The sequence below is a fragment of the Microbacterium sp. AK009 genome (genome assembly GCF_013410955.1).
GTDB lineage: Bacteria > Actinomycetota > Actinomycetes > Actinomycetales > Microbacteriaceae > Microbacterium.
Genome location: NZ_JACCCG010000007.1, coordinates 25690 through 45477, shown reverse-complemented (window position 1 = coordinate 45477; position 19788 = coordinate 25690). Strand labels below are relative to the sequence as shown.

Annotated in this window: 19 protein-coding genes; 12 read left to right on the top strand and 7 right to left on the bottom strand. The window is 71.5% G+C overall.

Annotation, left to right across the window (positions count from 1 at the left end; genetic code table 11):
* Nucleotides 1-94 precede the first annotated feature (94 nt).
* Nucleotides 95-445 carry a hypothetical protein gene (locus HDC37_RS15815; RefSeq protein WP_179561371.1) on the top strand — a complete coding sequence of 117 codons (351 nt, stop codon included), beginning with the start codon at nucleotides 95-97 and terminating at the stop codon, nucleotides 443-445.
* Between the two features lie 12 nt (nucleotides 446-457).
* Here HDC37_RS15815 and HDC37_RS15810 read toward each other — a convergent pair whose 3' ends face one another.
* A complete protein-coding gene (locus HDC37_RS15810; RefSeq protein WP_257021576.1) occupies nucleotides 458-901 on the bottom strand; it encodes a MarR family winged helix-turn-helix transcriptional regulator in 444 nt (147 codons plus the stop codon).
* 159 nt (nucleotides 902-1060) lie between these two features.
* Here HDC37_RS15810 and HDC37_RS15805 point away from each other — a divergent pair, with 159 nt between their 5' ends.
* Genes HDC37_RS15805 through HDC37_RS15790 form a run of 4 tightly spaced genes read left to right on the top strand, consistent with a single transcriptional unit; the run spans nucleotide 1061 to nucleotide 3965 of the window.
* Nucleotides 1061-1411, top strand: a complete 351-nt coding sequence (locus tag HDC37_RS15805) for a hypothetical protein (protein WP_179561370.1) — start codon at nucleotides 1061-1063, stop codon at nucleotides 1409-1411.
* 54 nt (nucleotides 1412-1465) lie between these two features.
* The gene (locus tag HDC37_RS15800) at nucleotides 1466-2206 is read left to right on the top strand and encodes a hypothetical protein (protein WP_179561369.1); all 741 of its coding nucleotides are present in this window, start codon (nucleotides 1466-1468) and stop codon (nucleotides 2204-2206) included.
* Between the two features lie 20 nt (nucleotides 2207-2226).
* On the top strand, nucleotides 2227-3060 hold the full coding sequence (locus tag HDC37_RS15795; protein WP_179561368.1) for a hypothetical protein: 834 nt from the start codon (nucleotides 2227-2229) through the stop codon (nucleotides 3058-3060).
* Nucleotides 3057-3965, top strand: coding sequence for a hypothetical protein (locus tag HDC37_RS15790; protein WP_179561367.1), 909 nt, complete (start codon nucleotides 3057-3059; stop codon nucleotides 3963-3965). The genes HDC37_RS15795 and HDC37_RS15790 overlap by 4 nt, the downstream gene beginning before the upstream one ends.
* Here HDC37_RS15790 and HDC37_RS15785 read toward each other — a convergent pair.
* Genes HDC37_RS15785 through HDC37_RS15775 form a run of 3 tightly spaced genes read right to left on the bottom strand, consistent with a single transcriptional unit; the run spans nucleotide 3923 to nucleotide 6530 of the window.
* Nucleotides 3923-4840 (bottom strand): metal ABC transporter permease, encoded by a 918-nt coding sequence (locus HDC37_RS15785; RefSeq protein ID WP_179561366.1) that lies wholly within the window; start codon nucleotides 4838-4840, stop codon nucleotides 3923-3925. The genes HDC37_RS15790 and HDC37_RS15785 overlap by 43 nt on opposite strands.
* Nucleotides 4837-5598: a metal ABC transporter ATP-binding protein gene (locus HDC37_RS15780; RefSeq protein WP_179561365.1), complete on the bottom strand. Its 762-nt coding sequence runs from the start codon at nucleotides 5596-5598 to the stop codon at nucleotides 4837-4839. Before HDC37_RS15780 ends, HDC37_RS15785 begins: the two co-directional genes overlap by 4 nt.
* The gene (locus HDC37_RS15775) at nucleotides 5595-6530 is read right to left on the bottom strand and encodes a metal ABC transporter substrate-binding protein (protein ID WP_179561364.1); all 936 of its coding nucleotides are present in this window, start codon (nucleotides 6528-6530) and stop codon (nucleotides 5595-5597) included. The genes HDC37_RS15780 and HDC37_RS15775 overlap by 4 nt, the downstream gene beginning before the upstream one ends.
* Nucleotides 6531-6662: 132 nt before the next feature.
* On the opposite strand from HDC37_RS15775, the gene HDC37_RS15770 reads away from it, so the two are divergent.
* The gene (locus HDC37_RS15770; protein ID WP_179561363.1) at nucleotides 6663-7829 is read left to right on the top strand and encodes a polysaccharide deacetylase family protein; all 1167 of its coding nucleotides are present in this window, start codon (nucleotides 6663-6665) and stop codon (nucleotides 7827-7829) included.
* A 480-nt stretch (nucleotides 7830-8309) separates the two neighbouring features.
* Here HDC37_RS15770 and HDC37_RS15765 read toward each other — a convergent pair whose 3' ends face one another.
* The gene (locus HDC37_RS15765) at nucleotides 8310-9452 is read right to left on the bottom strand and encodes a glycosyltransferase family 2 protein (protein ID WP_179561362.1); all 1143 of its coding nucleotides are present in this window, start codon (nucleotides 9450-9452) and stop codon (nucleotides 8310-8312) included.
* A 102-nt stretch (nucleotides 9453-9554) separates the two neighbouring features.
* Here HDC37_RS15765 and HDC37_RS15760 point away from each other — a divergent pair, with 102 nt between their 5' ends.
* The 6 genes from HDC37_RS15760 to HDC37_RS15735 all read left to right on the top strand — a co-directional run bounded on the left by HDC37_RS15760 (nucleotide 9555) and on the right by HDC37_RS15735 (nucleotide 17089).
* Complete coding sequence (locus HDC37_RS15760; protein WP_179561361.1) at nucleotides 9555-9815, top strand: glutaredoxin domain-containing protein; 261 nt, start codon at nucleotides 9555-9557, stop codon at nucleotides 9813-9815.
* A gap of 580 nt (nucleotides 9816-10395) precedes the next feature.
* The gene (locus HDC37_RS15755; RefSeq protein WP_179561360.1) at nucleotides 10396-12027 is read left to right on the top strand and encodes a molybdopterin-dependent oxidoreductase; all 1632 of its coding nucleotides are present in this window, start codon (nucleotides 10396-10398) and stop codon (nucleotides 12025-12027) included.
* A gap of 110 nt (nucleotides 12028-12137) precedes the next feature.
* Nucleotides 12138-13001 carry a tryptophan 2,3-dioxygenase gene (kynA, locus tag HDC37_RS15750; protein WP_179561359.1) on the top strand — a complete coding sequence of 288 codons (864 nt, stop codon included), beginning with the start codon at nucleotides 12138-12140 and terminating at the stop codon, nucleotides 12999-13001.
* The gene (locus tag HDC37_RS15745) at nucleotides 12988-14004 is read left to right on the top strand and encodes a hypothetical protein (protein WP_179561358.1); all 1017 of its coding nucleotides are present in this window, start codon (nucleotides 12988-12990) and stop codon (nucleotides 14002-14004) included. The genes kynA and HDC37_RS15745 overlap by 14 nt, the downstream gene beginning before the upstream one ends.
* Nucleotides 13997-15373, top strand: coding sequence for a kynureninase (locus HDC37_RS15740; RefSeq protein WP_179561357.1), 1377 nt, complete (start codon nucleotides 13997-13999; stop codon nucleotides 15371-15373). Before HDC37_RS15745 ends, HDC37_RS15740 begins: the two co-directional genes overlap by 8 nt.
* 9 nt (nucleotides 15374-15382) lie before the next feature.
* A complete protein-coding gene (locus HDC37_RS15735; RefSeq protein WP_179561356.1) occupies nucleotides 15383-17089 on the top strand; it encodes an aldehyde dehydrogenase family protein in 1707 nt (568 codons plus the stop codon).
* 46 nt (nucleotides 17090-17135) lie between these two features.
* Here the strand turns inward: HDC37_RS15735 and HDC37_RS15730 are convergent, their stop codons facing one another.
* Nucleotides 17136-17846: a hypothetical protein gene (locus tag HDC37_RS15730; protein ID WP_179561355.1), complete on the bottom strand. Its 711-nt coding sequence runs from the start codon at nucleotides 17844-17846 to the stop codon at nucleotides 17136-17138.
* Nucleotides 17847-18454: 608 nt separating this feature from the next.
* Nucleotides 18455-19786: an ABC transporter substrate-binding protein gene (locus tag HDC37_RS15725; RefSeq protein ID WP_179561354.1), complete on the bottom strand. Its 1332-nt coding sequence runs from the start codon at nucleotides 19784-19786 to the stop codon at nucleotides 18455-18457.
* Nucleotides 19787-19788 lie beyond the last annotated feature (2 nt).

Genomic DNA, 19788 nt, shown 5'->3' with positions numbered 1-19788 from the left:
GGCGATCCACTGCGACCTCGGCAGAATTCTGCGACGCCGCGGCACGGGATGACGCATAATCCAGATAGCGCGTCCTCGACCCGAACGGTTCCCCATGCCCTTTCGCAACGCCGCCACCCTGCAGGGGTGGCTGGAGGAGTTCCTCGCCTCCGGCGATCACGCCGGCTTCGCCGGCACGGTCCGTGTGCTCCCGCAGGACGGCGCTGGAGGCGCCGACACCGGGCTGGTGGGCGTGAGCTTCGAGCGCCTGTCCACCACGACCGCGATCCGCCCGGAGCGGCCCGGCTCTTCGCGATGGCTGGTGAGCTTCGAGCCGCGCGACGCACCCATATCGATGCCTCCCGAGCAGGTCAGCGCCCTGGCGGAGGACCTCGCTTACGTGGCCCGGCTCTGTCAGTTCCTGGAGCGCAAGTCGGCGGAGTACCTGGGGCGCGATCAGCCCTAGCCGGACCCGGTATCAGCGCGACGCGACCGCCGCCGTCAAGTCGTCGAGGAGCATCGACAATTCCTGGATGCGCGCCACATCGCGAAGCGCCACGGCCTCGTCGAAGTCCTCGTCGAAGCGGCAGAGCGATGACCACGGGTCATCCGACAGATCGACGGCGGGATTGATCCGGATGACGCGGCGATCGTCGGGGTCGTAGTCCCGGGTCGCGACACCACGCTCGACCAGCCGGTCGATGAGCGCAGTGGCGCCGGCCGCGGTGATGCCGAGGTATGAGGCGATATCAGCCGCGCGAACTCCCGGTCGCTCGCAGATGAACATCAGTGCGCGCGCGTCGCCCTCCCCCATGTTGAGGTCCCGGCGGGCCTGCGCGAACGCCGCGGAGCGCGCATCGGCGTAAACCGAGAGCGACCTGCGCAGAGCGGATGGCTGTCGTGCGATGGTGATCGCCTCCATCCTCATGCCCACCCGAGCGGTAGGTCACCCCCTGAGTATTACATCAATTTAATTAAATTGGTGAACTATCGTGTTACCGTTGCCTCATCGTCATTGGCTCGCTCCCGGTGGTGATACCTCGATCCCAAACGTTGGGTGGGCCCGGCGAAGGAGTGGACCATGGGTAACTTGTACTACGGCAGCGACACGCAGGCGATCTCGATGCCCGACCGCATGCTCGCGCATGTGAAGGTGCTGGCAGCGACGAAGCTGAGGCGGAACGAATCCTTCACCATCACGTGGCGTCACACCGACGACGAAGCCCCCGGGCGCACGACGCTCTGGCTGCATCCGGCCATTCCCCTCCGCTTCACTTTCAGCACCGTCGACGCCGAGAAGATCGATGGCCCGCTTCTGCAGCGGCTCGCAGCCGAAGCGAGCTCATCGGGAGGCCTCAACCTCGATGCACGCATGTTCGAGGCTCCCGTCGAGCCCATTGCGGCGCCGGTGCGAGAACTCGCCCACGCCTGACACCCGACGGTCAAGAGAGCGACATCGCTGATGTCACTCTCCCGAAAGGCGCGCATGGACAGTCTTTCCCGGGCCGTCGGCCGGCTTCTCAAGACCGTGTTCGCGGGCATCCTCGCTCTTCGGCATCCGCGACCCATCCACCCGCACGGCGTGGCATTGGTCGGCCGGTCGCGGTGGATCGGGCCATCCGGAAGCGGCATCCGATGGATCGACGAGGCTCCCACCGAGCCACAGGTGGTGACAGCCCGCGCGTCGCGCTCCCTCGGGGTTCCTGCACCGCTGCCTGACATCGTGGGACTGGCCATCCGCTTCCACACCCCCGACGGCTTCGCGGATCTGGAGTTGGCCTCCACAGGACTTGCCGTCCCCACGCGCTTCGCACTGCGGGTCCACGGCTCGCCGTCTCGCGCGCGCTTCACCACTCTCCTGCCCTACCGCGGCGTCCACGGCAACGTGCTCGTCGGAGCCGTCACCATCTCACCCGGCGATCTCCCCATCGACCCCGGCGAGCTCGCCGTTGCGCTGCGGAAGACCCCGTGGCGCCTGCGCCTGCTCGTCGCGCGACCCTCAGGCCGCTGGCACCCCTTCGCCGAAGTGGAGCTGTGGAGTGAGGAGGAGGGCGGGGACTCGCCCATCCACTTCGACGCCGGCCGGCACATGCTTCCCGGGGCCACGATGCCGGCGTGGGTCTGGAACGCCAGAGAACCCTCGTATCGACTCACCCGTCGCCACAGGTCACGCCGGGTCGACGTTCACGACGCCCCCCGTTCCACCGCGCCGACCCTCCCTCGCTGACGCCGCCGTAGGCTGACGGCATGGGAGACGGTCCGCGACGGGGCACCGCCCCGCTGGAGGCGGGCGAGGCCGAAGAGCTCCGGTCCCTGCGCCGGCGCGCGTTCAGCCCCGAGGCGGACATCCACCTCGATTCCGCAGCGCTCGCGCGCCTCGACGAGCTCGAAGCGCGCGCCCTTCCCGCACCTCCCCCCGCCGCTCCTGAACCCGCGCCGCCCCTGCCCCCGGGCGCCGCGGCCCCCCGCCCCTCGGCGACGGGCGCGGCCACCGACATCCTGCTGATCTCTGTCGATGAGGATGCCGCCGACGCGGCCGACGACCAGCAACCGCGTCGCACCCGACGACCTCGGCCGGCCGTGACCTGGGCGGCCTCGCTCGTGGGCGCCCTCGTCGTCGGTGCGGGAATCACGGCCGGGGTGATGGGGGCTGCCGCCGGCAGCGGCGAGGTCCGCCAGGTGGCGACCCTGACCGTGGTCGAGGACTTCCAGGCGCCGATGTTCATGGATCCCGAGGCGTCATCGGTGCGCGGCTTCGAGGACTTCCACGGCATGGTCGTGATGGCCAGCGACCAGAAGTGGCTCGGGCCGGGTTCGGACCAGTGCCTCGTCATCACCGCCGGTGGCGACATCAGCTACCAGTCCCAGGCGTTCCAAGGACGACTGTTCGTGGGGTGCGGCGCGGGCGAGTTCCCCGCCTCAGCGCAGTTCACGGTCTCCCCGGGGCTCCCCCGCGACCTCATCGCGGCGTTCCCCGTCGGCACCCCGATCCAGTTCGTGCTCGACGGGTCTCGCGTCGGGGTGTTCGTGGGGCAGGAGAAGTCCGTCGAAGCAGGCGGAGCGGGCGGAGCGGGCGGATGACGCGCGATGGCACGATCGACGAACTCCGGCGCCTGCGGGAGCGCGCGTGGGGTCCCGCCGCCGACCTCGCCGACGATCCGGCCGCGCTGGCGCGGCTGCGCGCCCTCGAGGCCGCCGCCAGGGAGAAGTCCGCGCGGTCGGATGACCCGGACCCGCCGGCTCACGGACCCGCAACGCCCACCGCCCCGTCCGCCGGCGCCCCCGCCGCACCGGCCGCACCTGATGCCCCTGCGCCGCTCGGCTCCGAGCCCGAGAGCCGGCCCCTTGCCGATGGCGGTGAGCCCGCGGCATCCGACCTCTCCCCGGCCTCCGACCACCCGCCGGCGTCCGACCAACCGCCGGCCTCCGACCTCTCCTCGGCCTCCGACCTCTCCTTGACCGAGGACCGACGTCCGGCCGAGGAACGACCGCCGCTCCGCGCCTGGTTCCCCCGACGCCGCGCGCCCTGGGCCGCCTCGCTCATCGCGGCGGCGGCGATCGGTGCGATCATCGCCGTCGCCGGCGCGACCACGGTCGAGCGCACCGGCGGCGGCCAGCAGGTCGGCACCCTCGCCCGAGACCCCGGTTTCACTCCGCCGGATTTCCTCGGCATCCCCGCGGACTCGCTGCGCGGGTTCGACGAGTTCTACGGCCTCACCGTCGTCAGCAGCGACGAGGAGTGGATCGGGGGCGGCACGGACGAGTGCCTCCTGGTGGTCGGAGGCAGCGTGGCCGGCGAGCTCGGCGGCGAGGCGCAGCAGCAGGTCTTCCTCGGCTGCGGCGTCGGCGCGTTCGCCGCATCGGTGTCGTTCCGCGTGCAGCCGAGGATGCCCGCGGAGCTGCTCGAGCGCTTCCCCGAAGGTACGCCGCTGAAGTTCGTGCGTCAGGGCTCCGACGTGCGGGTGCTCGCCGGCGACACGCCCTGATCACGACGCGGGCCGGTTTCACGGCTCGCGCGGCGTGCCGCGATCCGACGCCCGATGATGCCCTGCCGCGGCGCGAACAGGTAGGCGAGTGTGAAGAACACCCCCTGCACGAGGACGACGAGGCCCCCGGATGCCGCATCGAACCAGTAGCTCAGATAGATGCCGATCACGGACGCTGCCGCCGAGACGACCGGCGCGATGACGAGCATGCGCCCGAACCGGTCGGTGAGGAGGTACGCGGTCGCGCCCGGGATGATGAGCATCGCCACGACGAGGATCACGCCGACCACCTGCAGCGCGACGACGGCGGTGAGGGCGAGCACCCCGAGCAGGAGTGCCCCGAGCATGCGCGGCGACAGCCCGATCGCGAACGCGTGCGTCGGGTCGAAGGCGTAGAGCGTGAGGTCGCGCCGCCTGACGAGGAGGACGGCGAACGCGACGGCGGCGAGGATGAGGATCTGCACGAACTCGGCGTCGGAGATCCCCAGGATGTTGCCGAAGATGATGTGGCTGAGATCGGCCTGGCTGGGTGTGACCGAGATCAGGACGAGCCCCAGGGCGAAGAGCGTGGTGAAGACGATGCCGATCGCGGCATCCTCCTTCACCCTGCTGGTGCCGCGGATGAGACCGATGAGCGCGACGGCGAGCAGGCCGAAGATCAGCGCGCCGAGCGCGAAGGGCGCGCCGAAGACGTAGGCGAGCACGACCCCGGGGAGGACGGCGTGCGAGACCGCGTCGCCCATGAGCGACCAGCCGACGAGCACCAGCCAGCACGACAGCAGCGCGCACACGATCGCGGCGACGACCGTGGTGGCGAGTGCGCGCACCATGAAGTCGTACTGCAGCGGCTCGAGGAGGATGTCGAGGGGGGTCACGGGGCATCCTCCTCCGCGAGGGGCCGCCGCGGGGCGGGCTGGTCGTCGAGCCCGAACGCGCGCGCCAGGGTCGCGGGTTCGAGAGCCTGGGCGACGGGCCCGTGGAAGAGCACGCGGTTCATCAGCAGCACGGCCTCGTCGGCGAGATCGGGAAGCGCGTGGAGGTCGTGGGTCGAGACGAGGACGGTCCGCCCCGCCGCCGCAAAGTCGCGGAGGAGGCCGACGATGGTCGCCTCGGAGCGCTTGTCGACACCGGCGAAGGGTTCGTCCAGAAGCAGGATGCCGGCATCCTGCGCGATCGCCCGTGCGACGAACGCGCGCTTGCGCTGGCCGCCCGAGAGGCGGCCGATCTGCCGGTCGCCGAGCCCCTCCAGGTCGACGCGGGCGAGCGCGTCGTCGACCGCCCGGCGGTCGGCGGCGCCCGCGCGGCGCGTCAGGCCGAGCCGCCCGTAGCGGCCCATCATCACGACGTCGCGCACCGAGACCGGGAAGGTCCAGTCGACGGCCTCCGACTGCGGCACGTATCCGACGCGCCCCTGTCGCCGCGCGACCGCCGGGTCGGCGCCGTCGATGCGCACGGTGCCGGCGTCGGGGCGGAGGCGCCCCACGATGGCGGCGAAGAGGGTGGACTTCCCCGACCCGTTCATGCCGATGAGACCGGTCACGCGGCCGGCGGCGACCTCGAGCGAGACGTCGCGCAGCGCGACGACGTCCCCGTAGCGGACGGTGAGGTGGGAGACCTCGATGGGATGCGTCATCCGCCTTCCCCTCGCAGACCCCCGGCGATCAGCTCGACGTCGTAGCGGAGGAGATCGAGGTAGGTCGGTACGGGCCCGTCGGGTTCGGACAGCGAATCGACGTAGAGGGTGCCGCCGAAGGCGGCGTCGGTTGCCTCCACGACCTGCTGCATCGGGCGGTCCGACACGGTCGACTCGCAGAAGACCGCCGGGACACGAGCGTCGTCGACCCGCTCGATCACGGCGGCGATCCGCTGCGGGGTCGCCTGCTGCTCGGCGTTCACCGGCCAGATGTAGGCCTCGTCGAGCCCGGCGTCTCGCGCGAGGTACGAGAACGCACCCTCGCAGGTGACGAGCACACGCTCGGCCTCGGGCACAGCTTCGAGTTCGGCGAGCAGGTCGTCGAAGACCGCCTGCAGCTCGGCCTTGTACGCCTCACCGTCCGCGGCGTAGTCGTCGGCGTTCTCGGGATCGAGTTCGCCGAAGGCCGAGACCATGTTGTCGACGTAGATCGCGGCGTTCACAGGGCTCATCCACGCGTGCGGATTCGGCAGGCCCGCGTACGCGTCACCGGAGATGTCGATCGGTTCGACCCCCTCCGACACCACGACGTGCGGCACGTCGACCGATTCGACGAACTGGGCGAACCAAGCCTCCAGCCCGAGCCCGTTGTCGAGGATCAGGTCGGCATCGGCTGCCCGGCGGACGTCGCCCGGCGTCGGCTCGTACCCGTGGATCTCGGCGCCGACCTTGGTGAGCGACTCGACGCGGAGGTTGTCGCCGGCGACGTTCTCTGCCATGTCGGCGAGCACCGTGAATGTCGTGAGGACGACGGGGCGGTCATCGTCCGCGGGGCCGCCGGCGGCGCCGCCGGCGCACCCCGCGAGTGCGACGGCGAGCGCCAGCATCCCTGTGAGGAGCGCACCGGCGCGCGTCGCTCGATTTTTCGGCATACCGAAAAATATAGCGGGCGGAGGCGTCGGGCGACATCACGATGCGGATGCGCGCGCTCCGCGTTGCCGACGTCGTCGCCGTCGAGGGGCTACGATGCCTTCGGCGCGGGGGCGCTGCGAAGGGGGCGTGCGATGGCGCAGGTAGGTCGATCCGGGAGGCGCCGGGCCAGCGCCCGCGTGCGACGCCGGAGGCGTCTGGTCGCGACGATCGCGGCCACCGCGCTCGTGGTCATCCTGGTGGCCACGGTCACGATCGCGGCGCTCACCCGCGGTGCGCCAGCGCCCGCGGCCGACGGCGACACCTCGACCGCGCCCTCGGCCTCGGCCTCGCCGTCGCCCGAGCCGACCCCGCTCACACCGGTCGAGACGCTCCTCGCGAGCACCGACGACCCCAATGCCTGCGCGGTGAGCTTCGCCGGCGACGGCGTCGACCAGGCGCCGATGCTGCAGACGCAGGGGACGCTGTACGCCGGGCTGCCGATCCCGGGGCGCGAGGGCGCTGTGTTCGCCGGCTGGTACGCGACCCCCGAGGATGCCGCGGCGTTCGCCGTGCCCGCCCGGGTGAACGGATCGGAGATGGTCGCCTGCACCGACCGCCAGGTGACGCTGCACGGGGCGTGGAAGACCCCGGAGGAGAACGCCGCCGAAGACGCACGCATCCCGATCCTCATGTACCACCAGTTCACCACCAACCCCGAGGGTGAGAGCGGCTGGTTGCGCGGCAACTACGCGTACATCGGCGACTTCGACGCGCACATGAACCACATCGCCACCGGCGGGTTCTACCTCCCGACGTGGGATGAGCTGAGCGCCTTCATCGACGGGCGCCTGTGGCTTCCGAACCGGTCGGTGATCGTCACCGACGACGACGCCGACCAGACCTGGTTCGATCTCGCGGTGCCGGTGGTCGACAAGTACCAGGTGCTCTCGACGTCGTTCATGATCACCGCCTACCGGCAGGACCCGGCGCCCTCGCCCTATGTACTCCGCCGCTCGCACACGCACGACATGCATCAGGCCGGCGCGAACGGCGATGGGCGGATCACGAACTACGCCGTTCCTGAGATCGTGGCCGACATGGAGGCATCCGCGCAGGTTCTCGGGGTCAAGGAGGTGATGGCCTACCCCTTCGGGCACTACAACGACACCGCGAAGGAGGGCCTGCGCCAGGCGGGCTTCGAGATGGCGCGCACCATCGAGCCCGGATACGTCACCATCGGCACCGACAAGCTCGCCCTCCCCACCATCCGCATCAACTACGGGATGGGCCTCGACGCGCTGGTGAACCTCATCGGCTGAGTTGCGGGGGTGCGCGCGCGCCGGCGGGGGTCGGGTCGCGGCGTCCCGCGATGTGGGTTCCGCGCCGGCCGCTTTTCCGCGTTCGCGCGCCCTTTCTTCGCGTTCGCGCGGGCCCCTTCTTCGCGTTCGCGCTGGCCCTTTCGTTGCGTTCGCGCTGGCCCCTCCGTTACGTTCGCCCGGGCCCCCTCTTCGCGTTCCCGCGGATATCCGCGCTCACGAGGATGGGATCGACGCGAAGGATCCTCAGGAAGGCGGATCTCCTCGTGGAGGTCGAGCGCGCGGGCGGCTGCGCCGGCATCATCGCCGACCGGCGGCATCCGGCTTCCTCGCTCCCGCGGACATCCGCGCTCACGAGGATGGGATCGGCGCGAAGGATCCTCCTGAAGGCGGATCTCCTCGTGAGCGCGAGGAAGACAGGCGTTCGGGCGGCGGGGGCGGCGCGGGCGGCGCGCGCGCAGCGCAGCGCAGGAGCGGAGCGCGTCAGAGCTCGCCGGGCGACATCGCCTGCGCGTCGAGCTCGTCGACGAATTGCCGCGCGCGGCTCGGGGCACCCGCGCGCCGCGGCGCGTAGACGACCAGCGAGTGGAACATGAACCGCAGGAGGAAGGCGACCACGAGGGTCATCCCGGCGGCGATCACGCTGGAGATGTGCCACGTCTCCACCAGGAGCGCGATCACCGGGATGCGGATCAGCGCCTCGGCGTTGTTGAAGGCGAACGACTTCGCGAAGCGGGTCCAGACACCGGATGCCTCGTGCTTCATGTCGTGGAAGACGAAGCGCTCCTGCAGCAGGAAGTTGCCGATGATCGTGGCTTCGGCGGCGATGACGGCCGCGACGATGTAGCCGACGCCGAACTGGATCAGCACCCACATGATCGCGAGGTTCGCCACCGCTCCGAGTCCGCCGATGAGGGCGAACAGCGACATCTTGCCGAAGCGCAGCGCGGTCAGCTGCGCGAGGAAGTGCAGGCCCTGACGAAACGACGCCTTCGACCGGCCCGCGTGACGCTCGGCGAAGTCGAACGGCACTTCGGCGATGCGCAGCGAGCGCCGCGCGAGAATCTCGAGGAGGATCTTGAACCCGCGCGGCATGAGCGTCGCCGGATCGACCGCGCGCCGGTCGATGAGGAAGAACCCCGTCATCGGGTCGGTGACCTCGTGCAGCCGGATGGGGAACATCGCCTTGGTCAGCGCCGTCGACGCGCTCGAGACGAGCACGCGGGTGCGGTCGGCGAGGCCGCCGGAGGTGCCGCCGCCGGCGTAGCGCGAGGCGATGACCACGTCGACGCCGCCCTGGATGAAACGTCGGTAGAGCTCGGGGATCTTCTCGGGCGGATGCTGCAGATCGGCGTCCATCACCAGGCACGCATCCGCGGCGGCGGCCTGCATGCCTGCCATCACCGCGCCGCCGAGGCCCCCGGTGCGCTTCGCGCGGTGGATCAGCCGGACGGGGAGCGCCGCGCTGCGCGCGACCTCCTCCACGACGGCCGGGGTGTCGTCGGTGCTGTCGTCGACCACGATGATCTCGGCCTCGATGCCCTCGACCGCCGCCGAGACGCGCGAGACCAGCTCCGGGATGTTCGGAGCCTCATTGAAGGTCGGGACGATGATCGAGAGCTGCACTGCCGACCATCGTCGCATGATCGTGCGGGGCGGCGCGCGGCGTGGGGGAATGCGTGAAGCGCCCTCAGGTGTTGTCCATGGTCGGCACGAAAGGATTGATGCATGACCGACAACGCCACCCCCATCACGATGTTCGGCGCTGACTGGTGCCGAGACTGCATCCGCACGAAGAAGCAGCTCGACGAGCTGGGCGTCGCCTACACCTACGTCGACCTCGTCGCACAGCCGGAAGCTGCCGACGTCGCCCGCGAGATCTCGGGCCGGACGAACATCCCCGTCGTCGTCTACCCCGACGCCTCGCACCACGTCGAGCCCTCGAACTCCGACGTCGAGGCGAAGCTGCGGGAGCTGGCGCTCCTCTGACCCGAGGCGCGCGCGTCGCGCCGCGCCGCCCGATCGAGGTGGCGGAAATGGTCGCCGTTCGACCCTCAACGCGACCATTTGTGCCACGTGGCTGGCGCGTGCCCGATCGAGGTGGCGAAGATGGTCGTCCCGAGGCGCTGAACGCGACCATATGTGCCACCTCGATCCGCGCGCCCGCTCCCCCGCGCGTCGCGCCCGATCGAGGTGACGGAAATGGTCGCCCCGAGACCCTGAACGCGACCATATGTGCCACCTCGATCCGCGCGCCCGCTCCCCGCGCACCGCGCCCGATCGAGGTGGCGAGGATGGTCGCCCCGAGACCCTGAACGCGACCATTCGTGCCACGTGGATGGCGCGTGCCCGATCGTGGTGGAGATGGTCGCCGTTCGACCCTGAACGCGACCATTTGTGCCACCTCGATCCGCGCGCCCGCGGCCGCGCACCATCGATCCCCCGCCCGCGCACGCGCCTGCGCGCCAGCCCATCCCCGCGCGGCGCCGCGCCGTCCGCCGCACGCGCCATCCGATCCTCCGCCCGCGACGAACAGGTGAGGTCAGGCCGTAGAGCGGAAGGGGCCCGCATGACCACGTCGACGGCACGTCGCCCGATCGGGTGGGCCGCGGCATCCGGGATCATCGCCGCCGCCGCCTTCCTCGCGGCGGCCGAACTCGTCGCCCTGCTCGTCGCGCGGAGCGCGAGCCCGATCCTCGCGGTCGGGTCGTTCCTCATCGACATCGTCCCGCAGCCGATCAAGGAGTTCGCGATCTCCACCTTCGGCGACGCCGACAAGGTCGTGCTGCTGATCGGGATCGGATGCGGCGTGGTCGTCGCCGCGGCAGCGGCGGGCGTTCTGCAGTACGTCCGGCCGCCGCTCGGGGTCGCCGCCCTGGCACTGGCGGGCATCCTCTCGGGCGCCGCGACGCTCACGCGTGCCGGCGCGACCCCCCTCAGCGTTCTGCCGCCGCTCGTGGGCACGGTCGCCGGCGTCCTCGCCCTCATCCTGCTCGTCAACCGTCTCCGCCGGTGGCGCGCGCCGCGCGCGACCGCAGCCGGTGTGGCGCAAACGGACGCCGCTCCCGCCGGCCCGCAGACCGACGCCGCACCCAGGGACGGGCAGAACCCCGTCGCCGAACGATCCAGCTCGGTCGATCGGCGCGCCTTCCTTCGCGCCGGCCTCCTCACCGCCGCGGCGGCGGTCGTCGTCGGCGCGGGCTCCCGCGTCGTCAACGCCGCGACCTCGTCCCTCGCGGCCGTCCGCGAAGAGCTGGCCCTCCCCGCACCCCGCACGACGGTGACGATCCCCGACGGGGCGAGCTTCGACATCCCGGGCCTGTCGCCCCTCATCACGCCGAACGACGAGTTCTACCGCGTCGACACCGCGCTGACCGTGCCGTCGATCGACCCCGCGACCTGGCGCCTGCGCATCGACGGCATGGTCGACACCCCCGTCGAGCTCAGCTTCGACGATCTCGTCGCGATGGGGCTCGACGAGTACGCCGTCACCCTGACGTGCGTCTCGAACGAGGTCGGCGGCGGGCTGGTCGGCAATGCCGTCTGGCTCGGCGTGCCGCTCCGCGACGTGCTGCGGATGGCGGGACCGCAGGAGGGCGCCGACATGGTGCTCTCGCGCAGCGTCGACGGATACACCGCGTCCACGCCGCTCAGCGCCGTCACCGACGACGGCATCGACGCGATCCTCGCCGTCGGGATGAACGGCGAACCGCTCCCCTTCGAGCACGGCTTCCCGGTGCGGATGGTGGTGCCGGGCCTCTACGGTTACGTCTCGGCGACCAAGTGGCTCACCCAGCTGACCGTCACGACCTTCGCGCAGGACGAGGCCTACTGGACCCCCCGCGGGTACAGCGCCGAGGCGCCGATCAAGTTCTCCTCCCGCATCGACACCCCGCGTACGGGCACCCCGATCCCCGCCGGGCGCACGCCCATCGCGGGCATGGCCTGGGCCCAGACCGTCGGGATCGAGCGGGTCGAGGTCAGCATCGACGACGGCCCCTGGCAGCAGGCGACGCTGTCGACACCGATCAACGACGACACCTGGGTGCAGTGGTTCCTCGACTGGGACGCCACTGCCGGCACCCACTACGTCGCCGTCCGCGCGGTCAACCGCGACGGCGAGACCCAGATCCAGGAGCGGGCGCCGATCGCACCCGACGGATCGACCGGATGGCAGCGGGTGCTGGTCACGGTCCGCTGACCCGACCCGCACCGGCGACGACCCGCGCCCCACCCGACCGGACCCGAACCCCCATCGCCCGGACCCCACGCGCCCACAGCCGACCCCCCGCGACTGGCTAGGCTGACGGAGTGACGGTCGAGCGCAACACCCGTCCACTGGAGCCCACGGTCGAGACCGACTTCTCCGACCGGATGAGCTACGGCGGCTATCTGCAACTTCCCACCCTGCTGTCTGCGCAGCTGCCGCTGAGCGACCCCGAGCACCACGACGAGCTGCTGTTCATCGTGCAGCACCAGACCACCGAGCTGTGGCTGAAACTCGTGCTGCACGAGCTCGCCGAGGCGTGCCGACTGCTGCGCCGAGACGAACTCGCCCCGGCGCTGAAGTGCATCGCGCGGGTCAAGCACATCCAGCGCACCCTCACCGAGCAGTGGTCGGTGCTCGCGACCCTCACCCCCACCGAGTACGCCCAGTTCCGGAGCGTCCTCGGCAAGGCGAGCGGCTTCCAGTCGGCGCAGTACCGCGCCGTGGAGTTCACGCTCGGCAACAAGAACGCCGCGGTCCTGAAGGTGTTCGACGCCGACCCCGCCGCACATGAGCTCGTCCGCACCGCGCTCGAGCAGCCGAGCCTCTACGACGAGTTCCTCCGACTCCTCGCGCGCACCGGCTACGACATCCCGAGCGAGATCCTCGACCGCGACGTCACCCAGGCGTGGACCTTCACGCCCGAGCTGGTGCCCGTCTTCACGCGCATCTACGCCGACACCGCGACGCACTGGGCCGCGTACGAGACGTGCGAAGAACTCGTCGACCTCGAGGAGAACTTCCAGTTCTGGCGCTTCCGTCACCTGAAGACGGTTGAGCGCATCATCGGCGGCAAGACCGGAACGGGCGGGTCGAGCGGGGTGCCGTTCCTGCGCCGCGCCCTGGACCTCGCGTTTTTCCCGGAACTCTGGGCGGTGCGCACCGAGGTGCCCGATGCCGCATCCTGAGCCGCTCCGCGCACTGCTCGGACCGGACGCCACCCCGGTTCGTCGCGCCCTCACCGACGAGGCGGGCGTCTCGCTCCCCGCGTTCGTCGATCACCACGTGCACCTGCACCTCATCAACGGCGAGCGTCTGCCGCTCGGCGGGATCGCGGCGGTGGTCGACCTCGGCGGCGACCCCGCGGCGCTCGCCGCCCGCCCCGCCGGCGCGCTCCCGCACGTGACCTATGCCGGCGCCTTCCTCACCACCCTCGGCGGCTACCCCGCCGGTCGCGAGTGGGCCCCGCCCGCCATCGTCCGCCAGATCACCGACCCCTCCCCCCAGGTCGGGCGAGCCGGGGGCGCGGCGACGGCGGTGGACGAGCAACGGCTCGCCGGGGCATCGGTCATCAAGATCGTCCTCCACCACGAACGCCCCCTTCCCGACGACGCCGTGGCGGCGATCGTCGACACGGCGCACGCTGCCGGGCTCGTCGTCGTCGCGCACGTCGAAGGAGACGGGATGACGCGGCGCGCCGTCGACGCCGGGGTCGACGCCCTCGCGCATACGCCGTTCACCGAGCGACTCGACGAGGCCCTCATCGCCCGTGCGGCCGCCGCGCAGATGTGGATCTCGACCCTCGACATCCACCGCGACGACGCCGAGGCGGCCGGTATCGCCCGCGAGAACCTCCGGGCGTTCCGCGCGGCGGGCGGCCGCGTCGTCTACGGCACCGACCTCGGCAACGGCGAGCTGCCGCTCGGGGTGAACCCCCGCGAACTCCGCGCCCTCATCTCGGCCGGCTGCGACGCCTCCGACCTCGTCGCCGCGCTGACCGACCCGTGGCCCGGCACCGCGTCGCTGCCGGGGGTGCGCACGTTCCTGCGCGGCCGGCCGCCGAGCGGCGCCGACGGCCTCGCCGCCCTCGCCGATTGGCTCGCCTCGGCGAGCGTGCTGCCGAGCGAAGACCTTCTCCCCGACCTCGACGACGAGGCCGCGAACGCCGACAGTGAGGACGACGATGACTGACCCCCGTGAGCGTGCCGGTGCGCAGGACTGGGATGCCGCGGCATCCGCTCTCGACGCCGCCGACCCCCTCCGCGGCTTCCGTGACCGGTTCGTCGGATCCGAGACCTCGCTGGTCTACTTCGACGGCAACTCCCTCGGCCGGCCCCCGCGTGCGACCGCTGAGCGGCTCGCCCGCTTCGTCACCGACGAGTGGGGCGGGCGGCTCATCCGCGGATGGGACGAGGCGTGGATGCGCCTCCCCTACGCCGTCGGCGACGAGATCGGCCGGGTGACCCTCGGGGCGGCGGCCGGGCAGACCGTCGTGGGCGATTCGACCACCGTGCTGCTGTACAAGCTGATGCGCGCCGCCGTCGATCGCCAGCGCCGTCTCGACCCCGCCCGGGTCGAGATCGTCATCGACACCGACAACTTCCCCACCGACCGGTTCCTCGTCGAAGGGATCGCCGCCGAGCGGGGCGCGACGATCCGGTGGATCGAGGTCGACACCGCCGCCGGGGTCACCCCTGACCAGCTCCGCGCTGTGGTGGGTCCGGCGACCGCCCTCGTCGTGCTGTCGCACGTAGCCTACCGCTCGGGGCACCTGGCCGACGCCCCCGCCCTCACCGCCGTCGCCCGCGACGCCGGTGCGCTGCTGCTGTGGGATGTCTGCCACTCCGCCGGATCCGTCCCCGTCGAGCTCGACGCCTGGGGCGCCGACCTGGCGGTGGGCTGCACGTACAAGTACCTGGGCGGCGGCCCCGGGTCGCCGGCCTTCGCCTACGTGGCGACGCGGCTGCAGTCGGAGCTCACCCAGCCGATCCAGGGGTGGATGGGCGCCGCCGACGTCTTCTCGATGGGGCCGCGGTACGAACCCGCCGACGGCATGGGCCGGTTCCTGTCGGGTACCCCGCCGATCGTCGGGATGCTCGCGATGCAAGACACCCTCGCGATGATCGATGAGGCGGGCATCGGGCCGATCCGCGAGAAGTCGCGTGCGCTCACCGGCTTCGCCGTCGACCTCGCGGGCGACCTGCTCGCCCGCTACGGCGTCACCCTCGGATCGCCCCGCGACGGGGCCGATCGGGGCGGGCACGTGACGCTGCGGCATCCGCAGATGCGCGCCGTGACGGCGCGTCTCTGGGAGAACGACGTCATCCCCGACTACCGCGACCCGGGGGGCCTGCGCATCGGACTGTCGCCGCTGTCGACGAGCTTCGCCGAGACCCTCGCGGGCATGCGGGCCGTCGCTGACGCGCTGGAGGCCCTCGAGGGGGATGCCGCCGACGCGGCGGACGGGGCCGGCGGTCAGGGGACCACGGCCGGCACCGGCAGTGGCACAGGCACTGGCACCGGCAGTGACACAGGCACCGGCACCGGCACAGCGGCTTAGGCTGGGCGCGTGCCGGCACCTAACATCGACGTCGCCCTTCATGACCTGCGCGAGGGATCGCGGGCCTGGGTCGCGCTGACCGTGTCGCAGCGGGCGCGCCTGCTCGACCGGGTGCATGCGAGCATCAGTGACGCCGCCCCCGAGTGGGCGGCCGCGGCGGCGCGGTCGAAGGGCCTCGACGCCGCTCACCCCCTCCGCGGTGAGGAGTGGCTCTCGGGCCCGTACGGCGCGATCGAACTCGTCGACGCCCTGGCGTCCACTCTCCGTCGCCTGGCGCAGGGCGGCAACCCGCTCGACGGGGTGCGCGTCACCACCGCGCCCGGGGGGCGCGTTCGCGTGGACGCCTTCCCGCTCCGCCCGATCGACGCGCTGCTGCTGTCGGGCTTCACCGGGGAGGTGTGGCTGAGACCGGGCGTCACCGAGGCCGAGGCTCGGGCGAGGGCCGGTCTCGCGCAGCGCTCCCCCGGGACCCCCGGCGGGGTGGGGCTCGTGCTCGGCGCCGGCAACGTCACCTCCATCCCGGTCGCCGATGTGCTGTACGAGCTGTTCGCCCACAACCGCGTGGCGATGCTGAAGCTGAACCCGACGCAGGAGGCGCTGCTGCCGGTGTTCACGCGCGCGCTCGCTCCGCTCATCGAGCCGGGATTCCTGCGCGTGATCGCCGGCGGACCCGAGGTGGGCGCCGCCCTCACCGCGCACCCCGGCATCGACCACGTGCACATCACCGGGTCTGCGGCGACGTTCGAGCGGATCGTGTGGGGCGACGGGCCGCAGGCCCGCCGCCGCCGTCGTGAGAACCGTCCCGCACTGAAGAAGCCGATCACGGCCGAGCTCGGCGGGGTCTCGCCGATCATCGTGGTGCCCGGGGAATGGTCGGCTGCCGACATCCGCTATCAGGCCGAGCACATCGCGACCATGCGGCTGCAGAACGCCGGGCACAACTGCATCGCCGGGCAGGTCGTGCTGATCAGTCGCGACTGGCCGCAGCGCGCGCAATTCCTGGCGGCGCTCCGCCGCGCGTACGACGAGGCGACCCCGCGGACGCCCTGGTACCCGGGCAGTGCGGAACGGATGGATGCCGCGGCGGCGGCCTACCCCGACGCGGTGTGGTGCGCCGACGGCACGCGACTGCTCGTCGAGACCGAGGCGGGCGCTGTTCCCGGACCGATCGAGGAGACCGAGTACTTCGCGCCGGTCCTCGGCGTCATCGCGCTCCCGGGACTTGGTCAGGAGTTCCTCGACGCCGCGGTGACCCACGCGAACGAGCGGTTGACCGGCACGCTCGGCGCCAACATCCTGATCGACCCCGCGACCGAGGCGGCGCTCGGCGACGGCTTCGAGCGCGCGGTGGCCGACCTGCGGTACGGGGCGATCGCGATCAACGCCTGGACGGCCTTCGTCTTCCTCACCCCGACGCTCACCTGGAGCGCGTTCCCCGGGAGCACGCTGCAAGACGTCGGAAGCGGCATCGGCGTCGTGCACAACGCTCTGCTCCTCGACGACGTCGAGCGCTCGGTCGCCCGCGGACCGTTCCGGCCTTTCCCGCGCTCGCTCAGCGCGCTCACGCGCGGCGGCCGGTTCTCGGTGCTGCCAAAGCCGCCGTGGTTCGTGTCGTCGCGCACGGGGGCGACGGTGAGCGAGGGGTTCACGCGGTTCCGGATGCACCGGCGGTGGCCGGCACTCGCGGCGACGCTGCTGCGGGCGTTCCGGGCGTAGGCGGTGCGGCACCTCGGTCGGCGGCGCGATGGAGCGGCGGCGCGGCTCAGCCGACCGCGAGGACCACTCCCCATGCGAGCGCGGTCGTCGCCAGGAGGGGGAGGATGCCCGGGGCGTCGGCGTCCGCCGGCCGGAACCAGCCGCGGAACCACACCGCGATCGACAGCGCGAGGACGACGAGGGTGACGATGCGCGTCCCGAGCCGGACCGGGTCGCCGACGACACCCCCGCCGATCTGCGCGAAGGCGATCAAGCCCCAGGGCACGATGCCGATGACCGCCGCCAGCGCGGCGGGGCGCCGAAGACCCCGGATGCTCTGGGGCGCCGTCGGGGTGTTGGAGGCGTGGGCGGGGTTGGGGTCGTCGCGGCGCGGGGCGACGAGGGCGCCGTCGAGGGCGAGCAGCATGACCGCGCCGGCGGTCAGGGCGTAGAGCGCGACGAGGGTGGTGAGTTCGGTTATGCCGTTCAGCTGGGCGATGAGGAACACCGCGACGCCCGACAGCTGCGACCACCCGATCCAGGTGACCAGGCGCGCGCGCGTGGCGAGCGATTCGATGCGCGCGACGGCGGCGTCGACGAGCCCGCCGAAGGCGAGCAGCACCATCGCGGCCCATCCCGCGTGGACCGTCGCGACCGCGACATCCGTTCCCCCCAGCCGGGCGGTGACCTCGCCGGTGGCCGGCATGGCGGTGAGGGTGATGACGACGCCGACGATGACCGCCTGCACTAGGTACAGTCCTGCGCGAACGAGCCTCATGCGCTCATTCTGCCCGGCCGCGGGCGTCGCGATGCGGGGGTTGCGCGGGCGGATTCACGCCCCACCACCTCGCGCCGTCGGTCGACCCCCGGCCGAACCCGACGAGTTGCGCCACCTCGATCACCGGCGACAACGGGGCGCGGATCGGGGTGGCACGAATCGTCGCCCATCGCCGCCGAACCCGACCAACAGAGCCACCTCGATCACCGGCGCGGACCGGGGTGGCACAGATGGTCGCCGACAGGTCGCACGCGCGACCATTTCCGCCACCTCGCCGCTGCGCGGCATCCACCCATCGACAAAGGTGGCGCAGATGGCGACCTTCCGCGCCTCGAGGTCACGATCTGCGCCACTTTCGCGGCGGAACTCGAGACGAAGGTGGCGCAGATGGTGACCTTCACCCGGCCAAGGTCACCATCTGCGCCACCTCGACGTCGTGCGCCCGGACGGCCCACGTGCGTACGAGCCCACCCGATCCCGCCTGCCGCGGCGTCCTCGCAAGAGGACGGGCGACACGCAGGAAAGGGTGGGCTCGTCGGCCGAGGCCCCCGGCGAGAGGGGCCCCGGCCACCGGCGCGGATTGGGCCGCGCCGGTGTCGTGCAGCGGGTTACTCCGCGACGGGGATCGACTGCGCCTCGAGCGTCGAGATCGTGGCCGCCTGGCCCTCCTCGAGCGCTTCGAGCAGCGTGCCGTTGCCCTGAGCGGCGGCCTTGAAGCCGTCGGAGACGTCACCGTAGGTCTGCGTCATGGTCGGGCCCCACGTGAAGTTGGGGTCGACCTGGGTCGCGGCCTCGGCGAAGACGTCGTAGATCGCCTGTCCGCCGTAGAACTCCACGCCCTCCTTCAGCACGGGCAGCTCGAGGCCCGCGGTGGTGGCGGGGTAGATCTGCGCGGTCTCGTTGAGCGAGGTGAGCGCCTCCTCCGAGGTGTTCAGCCACAGCGCGAACTTCGCCGCCTCGTAGAGGTGGTCGGTGCCGTTGAAGACCGCGATGGACGAGCCACCCCAGTTGCCGGCCTTCTGGTCACCGGCGTTCCACTGCGGGGCCAGGGCCACCGACCAGTTGCCCGAGGTGTCCGGAGCGCCCGAGAGGATCGAGTTCGCACCCCACACGGCCGAGTTCCAGGTCCACACCTCGCCCGAGTTGTAGGCGTTGTTCCACTCGTCGGTCCAGGCCGGGTAGGTCGAGACGAGGTCGTTCTCGATGAGGTCCTGCCAGTAGTCGGCGACCGTCGTCGACTCCTCACCGGTGAGGTTCACCGTCCAGGCGTCGCCGTCGTTCTCGAACCACTGACCGCCCGCCTGCCACACGAAGCCGGCGAACTGGTTGATGTCGCTGTCGGAGAAGTTGGTGATGTACCCACCGGCCTCGCGCACCTTCACGGCAGCCTCGCGGTACTCCTCCCACGTGGTCGGAACCTCGATGCCGTTCTGCTCGAACAGGTCGCTGCGGTAGAACAGCGCCATCGGGCCCTGGTCCTGCGGGATGCCGTAGACCTCGTCCTCGGTGCCGAGCGTCACCTGGCCCCAGGTCCAGTCGAGGAACTGGTCCTCGGCGGCGAGCACGTCCTCGCAGGCGCCGAGGTCGACCAGGCCGTCCTGCACGCGGAAGTTCGGCAGCGCGTCGTACTCGATCTGACCGAGGTCGGGAGCGTTCCCGGCCTCGAGCTGGTTGAAGAAGTTCTGGTAGGTGCCGGCGTTGCCTGACGGGCCCGTCTGCACCTCGACCTGGATGTCGGGGTTCTCCTCGTTCCACATCGCGACGGCATCCTCGATGCCGGGGATCCACGAGGTGAACGTGAGGGTGACATCCTCGCCGGCCGGCTCGCAGGAGGCGGCGTCGCCTCCACTGCCCGAGCCTCCGCCGGCCGCACAGCCGGCGACGGCGAGCGCGGACACGGTGAGCAGGGCTGCGGCGGCCGCTCGTTTCGTTGAACGCATTG

Bases quoted from the DNA above. Each gene is read 5' to 3' on its own strand.
- HDC37_RS15760 (WP_179561361.1), top strand. From the start codon at position 9,555: ATGACCGACAACGCCACCCCCATCACGATGTTCGGCGCTGACTGGTGC.
- HDC37_RS15795 (WP_179561368.1), top strand. From the start codon at position 2,227: ATGGGAGACGGTCCGCGACGGGGCACCGCCCCGCTGGAGGCGGGCGAG.
- HDC37_RS15730 (WP_179561355.1), bottom strand. From the start codon at position 17,846: ATGAGGCTCGTTCGCGCAGGACTGTACCTAGTGCAGGCGGTCATCGTC.
- HDC37_RS15805 (WP_179561370.1), top strand. From the start codon at position 1,061: ATGGGTAACTTGTACTACGGCAGCGACACGCAGGCGATCTCGATGCCC.
- HDC37_RS15790 (WP_179561367.1), top strand. From the start codon at position 3,057: ATGACGCGCGATGGCACGATCGACGAACTCCGGCGCCTGCGGGAGCGC.
- HDC37_RS15780 (WP_179561365.1), bottom strand. From the start codon at position 5,598: ATGACGCATCCCATCGAGGTCTCCCACCTCACCGTCCGCTACGGGGAC.
- HDC37_RS15800 (WP_179561369.1), top strand. From the start codon at position 1,466: ATGGACAGTCTTTCCCGGGCCGTCGGCCGGCTTCTCAAGACCGTGTTC.
- HDC37_RS15755 (WP_179561360.1), top strand. From the start codon at position 10,396: ATGACCACGTCGACGGCACGTCGCCCGATCGGGTGGGCCGCGGCATCC.
- HDC37_RS15775 (WP_179561364.1), bottom strand. From the start codon at position 6,530: ATGCCGAAAAATCGAGCGACGCGCGCCGGTGCGCTCCTCACAGGGATG.
- HDC37_RS15740 (WP_179561357.1), top strand. From the start codon at position 13,997: ATGACTGACCCCCGTGAGCGTGCCGGTGCGCAGGACTGGGATGCCGCG.
- HDC37_RS15770 (WP_179561363.1), top strand. From the start codon at position 6,663: ATGGCGCAGGTAGGTCGATCCGGGAGGCGCCGGGCCAGCGCCCGCGTG.
- HDC37_RS15815 (WP_179561371.1), top strand. From the start codon at position 95: ATGCCCTTTCGCAACGCCGCCACCCTGCAGGGGTGGCTGGAGGAGTTC.
- HDC37_RS15810 (WP_257021576.1), bottom strand. From the start codon at position 901: ATGGAGGCGATCACCATCGCACGACAGCCATCCGCTCTGCGCAGGTCG.
- HDC37_RS15745 (WP_179561358.1), top strand. From the start codon at position 12,988: ATGCCGCATCCTGAGCCGCTCCGCGCACTGCTCGGACCGGACGCCACC.
- HDC37_RS15725 (WP_179561354.1), bottom strand. From the start codon at position 19,786: ATGCGTTCAACGAAACGAGCGGCCGCCGCAGCCCTGCTCACCGTGTCC.